Here is a 12,323-nt window from a genome sequence, read left to right as displayed (position 1 = left end):
AAAAATCTGATGCTATATATCGATTTAAAATTACATTTTTGCAAAAATTTTAACTAAGATAAATGCAAAGCTATCAGGAATTTCTTGACCTAAGTGTTGGTTTTCCGCAAGACGGATTTGACATCATTGATGATGAGCTCTATTTTCATGATTTAAACTTGATGGAAATGATAGAGACATATGGTACCCCTCTAAGGTTTACCTACCTTCCCATTATCAGTAAAAAAATCCAACAGGCGAAAATTCTCTTTCAAACTGCTATTCTGAAAAACAACTATCGAGGATCTTATAAGTATTGCTATTGTACAAAGAGCTCGCATTTTAGACACGTTGTGGAAGAAGCCCTTAAAAATGACATTCACCTGGAAACATCTTCTGCTTTCGATATGCCGATGATCGATGCCTTGGAAAAAAAGGGAGTTGTATCGAAAGATATTACAGTGATTTGCAACGGTTTTAAAACTTTCCAGTATAAGCAATATATTGTAGATATGTTGCACGATGGGTTTAAAAACATCATACCCGTGTTGGACAACAAGGAGGAGTTCAACCTTTATGATGACGAAGTTGAATTAGACGAGCCTTGTAACCTTGGTATCCGAATTGCAGCCGAAGAACAGCCCGACTCGCAATTTTATACGTCTAGATTGGGAGTCCGGATGGAGGACATTCTTGATTTTTACAACAATAAAATTGTTCATAACCCGAATTTCAAAGTCAAGTTGTTGCATTTCTTTATCAATTCCGGTATTTCTGACACGCCTTATTATTGGAACGAGCTCGAAAAGTATGTAACACTTTACTGCAAGTTTAAGAAAATAAATCCTGATTTAGATACCTTAGATATTGGAGGCGGTATGCCTTTTAAAGATTCATTGGTACACGACTTTGATTATGAATACATGGTTAACGAAATCGTTAATCGGATCAAAGAAATATGCGCATTGCATGAGGTAATGGAGCCGGATATCATCACTGAATTTGGCAAGTATACGGTGGCCGAAGCCTCAGGCATCCTTTATAAAGTGTTAGGAAGAAAGCAGCAAAATGACCGCGAAAAATGGCTGATGCTCGATGGTTCTTTCATTACAAACTTGCCTGATGTTTGGGCATTAAATCAGAAATACATTCTTTTGCCGATCAATAATTGGGATTCGGAATACGAACGCGTCAATTTAGGTGGTATTACTTGTGACGGACAGGACTATTATAATCAGGAAGCACATATGAATAATGTGTTTATGCCAAGAACCCGAAAAGTACAATATTTGGGCTTCTTTCATACAGGTGCTTACCAAGAGGTATTAAGCGGTTACGGCGGGATACATCATTGTTTGCTCCCTTCTCCCAAACATGTGATCATTCGTCGCAATCGTGATGAAACGTTCAATTTTGAAGTCTTTGGAGAAGAACAAAACTCTAAGCAAGTACTAAAAATATTAGGTTATCATTAATCATTATAAATTAGCTGGAAAATAAGCCAGCTAATTTATAATTCTTTTAACGATTCTGAGTCGATGTGTATACTTGTTTGATTCTCTTGAAAATATCCCGGTATTATCAATCTGATCAATTTTTACTCTTCCGGATGCGTGGATAATCTCAGACTCATTTAATAATATCCCTACGTGGATAATCTTTCCTTCGTCATTATCAAAAAAAGCCAGATCTCCTAATCTTCCTTCCTGAAGGAAGTCGACAGTCTTTCCTTGTTCTGCCTGCTGCCAGGCATCTCTTTTTAGGCGAACACCAAAATGCTTATAAAATAATTGGACATATCCTGAACAATCAATTCCAAAGACGGATCTGCCGCCCCAAAGATAAGGTGCGTTCAGATAAAATCTAAGCACATCTTCTGCTTCTTGTTCAAAATCTTCCAAATCGGGTAATCGAGATAGCCCCAGAAAGAGGTAATCAGTATCATTAATACGGAAGCTATCGTTGTCCAAAAAAGGCAACGTGCTGCCAGGCAACAAGTGAAGGCTTTCCTCCTTACCCAACTTTAGTAGCATCGCATGGGTAGATAAGTCTGCTATCGGCTGTTCTTCATTTTGTATAGCGTTAAAGTCTTCCGCTGACAGCGAAACTTGCTGCCTCCCGTCAATCCACCCTTCGTAATCATCGTATCCCATTTTAACATATAGGTACTCGTCTTTTTTTTCTAAAACTTCAAAGACTTCACCAAACAGTAATTGAGAAACAATTTCGCTTTTATTGCCGCCTTCAGCCCGTACCGGTATGACGGGTAAATTACAAATTCCATACACCATGGTACACACAAATCATTGTATATGCAAACTTAGATAAAATGCCTTTACAATACAATCGGTTTTGCACACATAAACACCAAAACTTTCATCTATCTCAAATGTTATATGTTAACAACACAAAGCGATTATGATAGATTCATCATTAACAATAAGGACACAGCGTATTTTAATCGCTGTTGAAGACAGTAAATACTCTGAAAAAGCGGTTCGCTATGGTTATCACTTAGCCCAAGCTTTCAACGGTGAGGTAGCCTTGGTACATGTCATCGATCCGCCAACAAGCAGTACTTATGGGGCTGTCGATCCAATCATGGGTGTCAACCCGGTTTATATACCTGAAATTAACGAGGTGCAAGAGCAAGCATCAACAGATTTATTAAATAGATTAGCCTCGCTTTGGCCGAATGGCGAACAGCATGTGACAAAAATTAGTAAGTTGGGTCAACCGAGAAAGGAGATATTGGAAGCCGCTAATGAGTGGCAGGCAGACTTAATAGTGCTCGGGACTCATGGAAGAACAGGATTCGATCATTTTATCTCAGGAAGTGTCTCTGAAGGAGTGGCAAGACACGCGATTTGCCCTGTAGTGATCGTTCCTTATAAGGACGACGATCATTAAGAACTCATTTATGAGGAAGAGCAGCTAACAAATCGTTACCTGCTCTTCTTCGCTTGTCACTAGCCTTCGGCGTGCAACCAAGCCTTTTTAGCCAGTAATTCTTCCTGGGTTTCACGAACATCCTCGTCATCTACACAACAATCTACCGGGCACACAGCCGCACATTGCGGCTCATCATGAAAACCCACACATTCCGTACACTTATCTGATACTATATAATAGATTTCATCTGATAAAGCTTCCTGAGCTTCATCAGCATCCAATGTGGTCCCATCTCCAAAATCAATTACTCCGTGCAGCTCGGTACCATCAGAAAAACGCCATGCCATACCTGCATCGTATATCGCATTATTAGGGCATTCCGGTTCACAAGCTCCGCAGTTAATACACTCATCAGTAATTTTAATTGCCATTATCTTCTTAAAAAATCCGTTTATACTTTATTTTTGCAAATATTACTTTTTCAACAATAATCTACAAATTTAGTAGTTTTTTGTCAAACATGGTAGTATTTTTATTGCAAATATAACATTTAAAAAGTTTTTCCACTTTGAAGAATCACAATTTGACAAGCCATCAACGCATCGCCGCCTTTTCTGCACTGGGCAACTATATGGAAACGGCGTCAGATAGCTTACACGCAATCATCGAACAAGCAGGATATCATAACAGTTGGTTTACACCGGCTAATACAAAAAAGGCACTCCATGCTATTGCCAAAACGCTGGTTAAACCGGTCTTAGCCGACTGGATACAACCTTACTTGCCTGACATCGATCCCATGTCCGGAAAAACGGTGGGACTGGTTCTCGCAGGGAATATACCTTTGGTAGGCTTTCATGATATATTAACAGCGTTAATAGCAGGTTTTAAAGTTCAAATAAAACTGTCTTCTGACGATAAGTACTTGATTCCACATCTATTGGACAAGTTAATTGAATTTGAACCGGCATTTAAACAACACATTAGTTTGGTAGACAGACTTCAGCGTTTTGACATGATTATTGCAACAGGAAGTAATAATACCGCTCGCTATTTTGAATACTATTTCAAGAATGTACCTCACATTATTCGAAAAAACAGAAATAGCGTAGCTGTTATTTGGGGTGACGAAACAAAAGCCGAACTGTCAAATATCGGCTACGATCTCTTCGACTATTACGGCTTAGGGTGTAGAAATGTTTCTAAACTTTATTTTCCTAAAAATTATGAAATCAGTTACTTCTTTGAAGCTATCGAAACCTTTAGTACGGTTATCAATCATCATAAATACCATAACAACTACGACTATAATAAGTCAATTTATTTGGTAAATGGCGACAGGCATTACGATAATGGCTTCCTCTTGCTTAAAGAGGATCAACGCTTAGCATCTCCATTAGCTGTAGCTTATTACGAACACTATAATGATATAGAAAGTTTAACCGCACAATTAAATGAAAGAAATGAAGAAATCCAATGTATTGTAACTAACAGAAAATTGACCACCATTGCGCCATCCTTTTCTTTAGGTAAAAGTCAGGAGCCTGCATTGGACGATTATGCTGATGGTGTTAATACTTTAGCTTTTTTATTGAGCAACAAATAGGGATGAAAAAATAAAGCACTATACGAACGCGCTCATTCCGGTAATCGCCCTCCCAACAATAAGGGAGTTAATTTCTTTGGTCCCTTCATATGAGTAGATCGCTTCAGCATCGGCAACGAAACGAGCCACATCATGCTCCAAAAGGATACCGTTCCCGCCCATCACTTCTCGGGCCTGTCCTACGATGTCACGTGTTCGTAACGAGCAAAAAACCTTTGCCAAGGAGGCGTGCTCATCCTTTAATTGCCCGGCATCCTGTAGCTCAGAAAGGCGAAAAACCAGCGTTTGCATAGCTGTTAAATTAGAAAGCATCTCCACTAAATGATTTTGTATTAATTGAAAAGAAGCTATCGGCTTGCCAAACTGCTTTCTTTTCCGGGTGTAATCGAGCGCGCTCTCATAAGCCCCACGTGCACATCCAACCGCCATCCAAGCCACCCCTGCACGGGTCATACGCAATACATTGGCCGTATCTTTAAAAGAATTAGCGTGAGGTAAACGGTCTTTTTCTTCAATTACACAGTCCTTTAAAGTGATTAGCCCATTTTGGACAATTCTTAATGCCATTTTCCCTTTTATTTTTTCGACAGAAAAGCCTGGTGTATCTTTTTTCAAAATAAAGCCCTTCACCTGGCCATCATCCAAATCGCGCGCCCATATAACAATAAGATCAGCAAAAGTTGCATTTCCAATCCATTTCTTCTGCCCGTTCAACACCCATCCCTCCGCCGTTCGCTTACAGGTTGTCGTTAAACCACCGGCGGCACCTGAACCAACTTCCGGCTCTGTTAAGCCGAACGCACCTATCTTCTGCATTTTATTCATCTGCGGCAACCACTCTTGCTTTTGCTCTTCAGAGCCACACAAATAAATCGATCCCATTGCCAAGCCGCTCTGAACCCCGAAAAAAGTTGCTATGGAAGCATCTACCCGAGCCATTTCCATGGCCAATACACCCTCCATTAAAAATGATTTATTCGGACAACCATAACCGTTATAAGTAATGCCCGCCAAACCAAGTTCGCCAAATTTAGGAATCAGCTCAAATGGGAACTCGTCATGCAACCAGTATTTATTCACCAAGGGTTTTACTTCTTGTTCCATAAATTGGCGTATTCGGAGTTGCAAAGCACGATCTTCTGCACTTAATCGGTCGCTTAGCTCATAAAAATCCCCATTAATCGGAGGTAGCTCTTTCTTTTTCCCGTCGCCGTCCATCATTTTCAAAAGTCCCTTCAACTGATTATCATCTAATTTTGAAAAACCATCCATCACTTTAACGAGGTCAACTTTTTGGGAGATTTTTGATAACTGATCAAAATCAATATGCTTGAGCAAACGAAAGGCTTCTTTTATTTTAGTGAACGTATTTGACATATTTTTAGGTTTTAGAATATGATAACAAAATAAAGAAGAAAGTGTTTAACATCTCACTTTTTTCCATTCATAAAGCTTACCGCAGATTAAAGAGGTTATCTACGCCTAATAATCTCTTACAAGTAAAGCCCTCGGCGTATTTAGCTCCGATATACTTGCCATATTCTCTAGCCCGAGCTTCGATTATATTTAAGAAGTCCGGATTAGATATATAGGTTTGCGGCTCTTCAACAGCATAATCTTCATTAAAAAACTGCGATTTGAAAGCACGAATACTTTCAATCTTCTGATCCCAATAATCACTCACATCTACAACAATATCCGGCTTAATATAATGATCTTGGATGAGCTGCAATAGAAGCCTCGGACGATGAGGTTCCTGATAGGTTTCATCTACCTTTGTTTCGATTCGTCGCAGTCCCGATAAAAAGCAAGCATCTGTTATTAATTCACCCGCTCTCCCATGATCAGGGTGCCTGTCATATAAAGCATTTCCAATGATAATCTCAGGTTGATATTTTCTAATGGCTTTTATGAGTTCAAGTTGCTCATACTCTTCATTTTTGAAAAAACCATCTCGCAGGCCCAAATTCTCTCTAGCACTCAGTCCAAGTATAATACTTGAATCCGCAGCTTCCTTCGCTCTGCTCTCAACGGTGCCTCTTGTACCTAATTCGCCTCGCGTCAGATCAACTATACCCACCCTTTTTCCTAGTGCAACATGCTTTAAAATAGTACCCGAACATCCCAGCTCTGCATCATCGGGATGTACAGTAATTACTAATATATCTAATTTCACGTGTTATTATTTTATATTACCTAATGTGCATTTATTACAGAAACCGTTCTATTTTCCGAATCAAGCGTCTCGATAAGGGCTGCGTAAAACTATAAAAATAGTCAACAACACGCCCCTCTCTATCGATTAGATATTTATGAAAGTTCCACAGCGGCTTGCTATTGATTCTGCCATTCAACAATTTATCGCCAAGAAACTTGTACAATGGATGGGCATCAGGGCCCTTCACTTTGATACGATCATAAACTGAAAAACTTAACTTTTGCTCAATACTACAATAATGCTGCAATGCCATACCACTCAAACGCTCCTGACTTCCGAAGTCATTCGAAGGAAAGGCCAATATTTCAAAGCCTCGATCTTTATAGCGTTCATAAAGCTTTTCCAATTGTTGATATTGGGGCGTAAAGCCGCAAGCACTGGCTGTATTTACGACTAATAAAACCTTGCCTTGATAAATGTTAAAATCAACCACGGAGCCATCAGGCTTCATTGCACAAAATTGGTATATAGCATCCATTAATAGAAGTAACGATTGTTGTTGGCGTAGTTCCGGATAATAGTTTCTATTTCGCGGTCTTCGTCAGGGTCATAGGTATTCTTTAAATTATGACCAAATATTTTCGCCACAGACTGATAAAAAAAAGCAGATACTCCACCCCTTAGCTCTTTCACTAGCTCGTAGCTGGAATTACCCGTTTGTCTATTGATAAGTTTTATTAATATTTCCCCTTGAGATACCGACATGTTTTTTATCTCTCGGTTAAACATCGCTTTAATCTCTTTCTCGCAATCTTTGATAAGCCTTTTTTGATCCTTTTTTTTGGGCGTTACCGCTAGATCGCGCTGTAATTTATCATAACGGTCTTCTGCAAATTTGGCATACGGAAGTACTTTTAAGACATTATACTTTAAGCGATTATATCGAGCTCTGTCTGCCGGTGTTTTAAAAATCCGATAATCGGTAATCACGACCTCCCTCAATAAAATCCAAGGTATCCGTTCACCGTCAACAATGGTTGTTGGCAACATAATTGGCGTGATATTTGAGGCATTGTTAGAAGTATTAGCTAAACTATCTTTATTAACCTGCTGTGCCAAGCCCTCTCTACCAAAAAAAAGCAGTAAATAAATTAACATTAAACGTAAAAATTTCATAGATTTAGCTCTTACTAAACTTCCAATAAAGTTAAATAAAAATTGACGACTAATACAATTTTTATTAAACCTTCCGAGACATTTACAATCTCAAAGGTAGGAAATAAATTTTTTGCATATAGAATAGATATTTACGAAATTGAGGACCATGAAGGAATTAGTGATTGATTTAGAGGCTGAGAAAAAAGAGATCTTAAAACGGTATCGGGCGTTATTGCGAGCTTGTAAGCCCACCTTGCAAAAGGGTGACAAGCAGATGATCCGGAGGGCATTTGATATGGCCTTGGAAAACCATAAAGATATGCGCAGGAAATCCGGAGAGCCCTACATTTACCATCCAATCGCTGTTGCCCAAATTGCGGCTGAGGAGATTGGGCTGGGTACTACTTCCATCGTTTGTGCTTTATTACACGACGTGGTGGAAGATACCGATATTACTTTAGATGAAATTGAAAACAAATTCGGCAAAAAAGTAGCTAAAATTATTGATGGCTTAACCAAAATCTCAGGAATCTTTGATCCGAATAGCTCTATACAGGCAGAGAATTTCAGGAAGATGCTCCTTACCCTTGCCGATGATGTACGGGTGATTCTAATTAAATTAGCGGACCGACTGCACAATATGCGAACCATGGAATTCATGGCCCGTGATAAGCAGCTGAAAATCGCTTCTGAAACAAGCTATCTATATGCACCTCTTGCCCATCGTTTAGGTTTGTATGCTATTAAATCGGAGCTGGAAGATCTTTCCATGAAATATACAGATCCTGATACATACAAGTTCATTGCAAGAAAATTAAATGAGAAGAAAGCGGAACGGGAACGTTATATACAGGAATTTATTGGCCCTATTCAGGAAATATTGACGGAGCAGGGAATTAGAGCCAGTGTTTTTGGCCGTCCTAAATCCATTCATTCTATTTGGAATAAGATGCGGAAAAAATCTATACCTTTTGAGGAGGTATACGACTTATTTGCAATCCGTGTTATTATTGACACAACACAGGAAATGGAAAAGGCAGAATGTTGGAAAGCCTATTCCATTGTCACGGATCTATACAGACCTAATCCTGATCGATTGCGTGACTGGATCTCTTCACCTAAAGCAAACGGTTATGAATCTTTGCATACCACCGTTATGGGACCCAAAGGTCAATGGGTTGAAGTACAGATCCGCACCAAACGGATGAATGAAATTGCAGAAAAAGGCTTTGCTGCACATTGGAAGTATAAAGAATCAAACTCCGATAGTGGTCTTGATCAATGGATACAGAAAGTAAGAGATATTTTGAGTAACCCTGAATCCAATGCCTTGGACTTTGTTGATGACTTCAAAATGAATCTCTTTTCAGATGAAATATTCATTTTTACCCCGAAAGGAGCCCTTATTCAGCTTCCTTTAGACGCTACCGCTCTCGACTTTGCTTTTGAAATACATTCCGATTTAGGCGCAAGTTGTATTGGAGCAAAAGTAAACCATAAACTGGTACCCCTTTCACATAAGCTTTCCAATGGTGATCAAGTGGAGATTATCACCTCCAATAAACAAACACCCAAGGAAGATTGGCTGAATTTTGTTGTTACGGCAAAGGCTAAGTCAAAAATAAAATCTGCATTAAAAGAAGAAAAGCGGCGCATAGCGGAAGATGGAAAGGAAATCCTGGAAAGGAAACTTAAATCGATTAAGATTACCTATAACACCGATAATCTCAATAAATTAAGCTCGTTTTTAAAGCTGCCATCTACACAGGAATTGTTCTATAAAGTAGCTAAAGGTGAAATTGACCTAAAACAACTGAAGGAATTTGCAACGGCTGAAAAGTCAGTGGATACTTCAAGCGGAGCCAGTACTAAAATCGAACAACATGTTGACGGCTTACTTAGAAAAGTAGACAAAAAGGATAAAGAAACCTTATTGATTGGCGATGATTTTCAGAAACTCGATTATACACTTTCGGCTTGCTGTAATCCTATTCCGGGAGATGATGTATTCGGTTTTGTAACGGTTAACGATGGTATAAAAATTCACCGCACGAATTGTCCCAACGCGTCTAAATTAATGGCCAATTACGGTTACCGCATCGTGAAAGCCAAATGGACCTCTCAACAGGAATTAGCGTTCCTTACCGGTTTACGCATTGTAGGTATTGATGATGTCGGATTGGTTAACCGGATTACTACGGTTATTTCCCAAGATTTTAAAATCAACATTCGATCGATTACAATCACCAGTAATCAAGGTATTTTTGAAGGATCGATCATGGTGTATGTAAATAATACGGAGCACTTAGATAGCTTGATCAAAAAACTAAAGCAGATTAAAGGCATTACGGGTATTACACGTTTTGATTCAGAGGGATAACGGTAATGGGTTAAATGACCGACAACTGACACCTGGTAACTAAGCACCTAATAGCTCCCGGCTACGAGCTCACATGCTAGCTTTATAAACTGAATGTCAAGGATAACCGCGAAGTTCTTATATACTTTTGGGTTATTTGCATATAACAAGCAATTTAGCTAAGTTTGTACATAATTAAGGATTATTATGTCTACAGCAGAAACAACAAGTATGGTCAGAAAGATTTTCGAGGCATACCTCGAAAATAAAAGCTTGCGCAAAACTCCTGAGCGCTTTGCCATCTTGGAAGAGATATACTCAAGAAACGACCATTTTGATGTGGAATCCCTGTATATCCACATGAAAAATAAAAAATACCGAGTGAGCAGAGCTACCGTTTACAATACATTGGAGCTTTTGGTATCTTGCGACCTGGTGACGAAACACCAATTCGGTAAAAATATGGCCCAATTTGAAAAATCATATGGGTATAAGCAACACGATCATATTATCTGTATCGAATGCGGTAAAGTTGTTGAATTCTGCGACCCCAGAATTCATCAGATACAAAGCATGATGGGAGAGCTTTTAAAGTTTGACATCAAGCATCACTCATTAAATCTATATGGGGTTTGCAGTGAGTGTAACGAAAGCTGCCCTAAAACCGAAGCAAACCAAAGCCGAAATAAAGAGGTTGTTTCAGTTTAGCAATGTACTGTATAATACAATATTTCGAGGTGTTCAAAAAGAAGCATTTCAATTGCTGTCTGTTATCAAAGAAGTGAGCTATTAATTAAACGCTTTATTAGCTCGAAGATAACATTCTTTTTGAGCACCTTTTTTTTGTTTCTCCTATAAATTATTAATTAAACGACATACAATAACAAATCATGATGAAAGTCGATGTGCTTTTGGGCCTACAATGGGGCGACGAAGGTAAGGGTAAAATTGTGGACGTCCTAACGCCACAGTATGATTTAATTGCCCGTTTTCAAGGCGGACCGAATGCCGGACATACACTGGAATTTGACGGGCAAAAATACGTACTGAACACCATTCCCTCCGGCATATTCAATAAAAACACGTTAAATCTAATCGGTAATGGCGTCGTTATCGACCCCATTATTCTCAAAAGAGAGCTTGAAAATTTAAAAAAAAGCGGGTTCGATCCGCTTGCAGAAGGAAAATTGGTGATTGCTCGTAGGGCACACCTTATATTGCCTACGCATCAATTACTCGATGCCGCTTCCGAAAGTAAAATGGGAGCTGGAAAAATTGGATCCACCTTAAAAGGGATTGGACCAACTTACATGGATAAAACCGGGCGCAATGGCATACGTGTGGGTGATACTACCTTACCCGATTTTGAAGAACGCTACCAAAAGCTCGTCGAAAAACACAAAAGTATCCTTTCACATTATGGTGAGATTCCCAACTTTGACGAAAGAGAACAAGCTTTCTTTGAGGCTATTGAATACCTGAAAGCTATTCCTCATGTTGATAGTGATCAATTGGTCAATAATTATCTAAAGGATGGTAAAACGGTATTGGCAGAAGGAGCTCAAGGGACACTATTGGATATTGATTTTGGTTCCTATCCTTTCGTTACGTCTTCTAATACTACAACTGCCGGGGCATGCACCGGTCTAGGTGTTGCGCCAAAAAATATTGGTCAGGTCATTGGAATTTTCAAAGCCTATTGCACGCGGGTGGGTGGTGGCCCCTTCCCTACGGAATTGGAAAATGAAACCGGCGAAAAGTTGCGTCAAATCGGACATGAATTCGGAGCCACAACAGGCAGATCCCGTCGGACAGGCTGGATTGACCTTCCTGCATTACGCTACGCGATCCAGCTGAATGGTGTAACTGAATTGGTGATGACCAAGGCCGACGTATTAAGTGGATTTGAAGAAGTGAATGTATGTACGCACTATATACATAATGGAGAAAAGATTGATTACATGCCATATGACATCAATACGTTAAAACCTGAACCTGTTTATGAAACCCTAAAAGGGTGGAATGAGGATATTACCGGTATCACTTCGGTTGGTCAAATCCCTACAGCATTAAAGGAATATATTCAATATCTGGAAAAACAATTAGGTGTCAAAATAAAATATTTATCAGTAGGCCCTGATAGAATGCAAACGCTTATTTTGGATTAACCG

At 39.3% G+C, this 12,323-nt stretch carries 12 protein-coding genes; 6 read left to right on the top strand and 6 right to left on the bottom strand.

Annotation, left to right across the window (positions count from 1 at the left end):
- Window positions 1-62 precede the first annotated feature (62 nt).
- Window positions 63-1,454: an arginine decarboxylase gene (locus FKG96_RS12835; RefSeq protein WP_013666270.1), complete on the top strand. Its 1,392-nt coding sequence runs from the start codon at window positions 63-65 to the stop codon at window positions 1,452-1,454.
- A 30-nt stretch (window positions 1,455-1,484) separates the two neighbouring features.
- On the opposite strand, the gene FKG96_RS12830 is transcribed toward FKG96_RS12835, so the two are convergent.
- Complete coding sequence (locus FKG96_RS12830; RefSeq protein WP_013666269.1) at window positions 1,485-2,270, bottom strand: C40 family peptidase; 786 nt, start codon at window positions 2,268-2,270, stop codon at window positions 1,485-1,487.
- Window positions 2,271-2,397: 127 nt separating this feature from the next.
- Between FKG96_RS12830 and FKG96_RS12825 the strand changes: the two genes are divergently transcribed.
- Window positions 2,398-2,889, top strand: a complete 492-nt coding sequence (locus FKG96_RS12825) for a universal stress protein (RefSeq protein ID WP_013666268.1) — start codon at window positions 2,398-2,400, stop codon at window positions 2,887-2,889.
- Between the two features lie 59 nt (window positions 2,890-2,948).
- Here the strand turns inward: FKG96_RS12825 and FKG96_RS12820 are convergent, their stop codons facing one another.
- Window positions 2,949-3,302: a 4Fe-4S dicluster domain-containing protein gene (locus FKG96_RS12820; protein WP_013666267.1), complete on the bottom strand. Its 354-nt coding sequence runs from the start codon at window positions 3,300-3,302 to the stop codon at window positions 2,949-2,951.
- 137 nt (window positions 3,303-3,439) lie between these two features.
- Between FKG96_RS12820 and FKG96_RS12815 the strand changes: the two genes are divergently transcribed.
- The gene (locus tag FKG96_RS12815; protein WP_242627317.1) at window positions 3,440-4,477 is read left to right on the top strand and encodes an acyl-CoA reductase; all 1,038 of its coding nucleotides are present in this window, start codon (window positions 3,440-3,442) and stop codon (window positions 4,475-4,477) included.
- 18 nt (window positions 4,478-4,495) lie between these two features.
- Here the strand turns inward: FKG96_RS12815 and FKG96_RS12810 are convergent, their stop codons facing one another.
- The 4 genes from FKG96_RS12810 to FKG96_RS12795 all read right to left on the bottom strand — a co-directional run bounded on the left by FKG96_RS12810 (window position 4,496) and on the right by FKG96_RS12795 (window position 7,811).
- Window positions 4,496-5,854: an acyl-CoA dehydrogenase family protein gene (locus tag FKG96_RS12810; protein WP_130857346.1), complete on the bottom strand. Its 1,359-nt coding sequence runs from the start codon at window positions 5,852-5,854 to the stop codon at window positions 4,496-4,498.
- Window positions 5,855-5,930: 76 nt separating this feature from the next.
- Window positions 5,931-6,653, bottom strand: a complete 723-nt coding sequence (bshB1, locus tag FKG96_RS12805) for a bacillithiol biosynthesis deacetylase BshB1 (RefSeq protein ID WP_013666264.1) — start codon at window positions 6,651-6,653, stop codon at window positions 5,931-5,933.
- A gap of 34 nt (window positions 6,654-6,687) precedes the next feature.
- Window positions 6,688-7,173 (bottom strand): glutathione peroxidase, encoded by a 486-nt coding sequence (locus tag FKG96_RS12800; RefSeq protein WP_013666263.1) that lies wholly within the window; start codon window positions 7,171-7,173, stop codon window positions 6,688-6,690.
- Window positions 7,173-7,811, bottom strand: coding sequence for a DUF4294 domain-containing protein (locus FKG96_RS12795; protein ID WP_013666262.1), 639 nt, complete (start codon window positions 7,809-7,811; stop codon window positions 7,173-7,175). The genes FKG96_RS12800 and FKG96_RS12795 overlap by 1 nt, the downstream gene beginning before the upstream one ends.
- A gap of 148 nt (window positions 7,812-7,959) precedes the next feature.
- Between FKG96_RS12795 and FKG96_RS12790 the strand changes: the two genes are divergently transcribed.
- The 3 genes from FKG96_RS12790 to FKG96_RS12780 all read left to right on the top strand — a co-directional run bounded on the left by FKG96_RS12790 (window position 7,960) and on the right by FKG96_RS12780 (window position 12,320).
- Window positions 7,960-10,173, top strand: a complete 2,214-nt coding sequence (locus FKG96_RS12790; RefSeq protein WP_013666261.1) for a bifunctional (p)ppGpp synthetase/guanosine-3',5'-bis(diphosphate) 3'-pyrophosphohydrolase — start codon at window positions 7,960-7,962, stop codon at window positions 10,171-10,173.
- 186 nt (window positions 10,174-10,359) lie between these two features.
- The gene (locus FKG96_RS12785; protein WP_013666260.1) at window positions 10,360-10,860 is read left to right on the top strand and encodes a Fur family transcriptional regulator; all 501 of its coding nucleotides are present in this window, start codon (window positions 10,360-10,362) and stop codon (window positions 10,858-10,860) included.
- Between the two features lie 185 nt (window positions 10,861-11,045).
- Window positions 11,046-12,320 (top strand): adenylosuccinate synthase, encoded by a 1,275-nt coding sequence (locus tag FKG96_RS12780; protein WP_130857487.1) that lies wholly within the window; start codon window positions 11,046-11,048, stop codon window positions 12,318-12,320.
- The last annotated feature ends 3 nt before the right edge of the window (window positions 12,321-12,323 follow it).

This window comes from Olivibacter sp. LS-1, from assembly GCF_008245145.1.
Classification (GTDB): Bacteria; Bacteroidota; Bacteroidia; order Sphingobacteriales; family Sphingobacteriaceae; genus Olivibacter; species Olivibacter oleidegradans.
The sequence above is the reverse complement of the archived record's forward strand: the minus strand, read 5'-3'. Positions and strand labels throughout refer to the sequence as shown.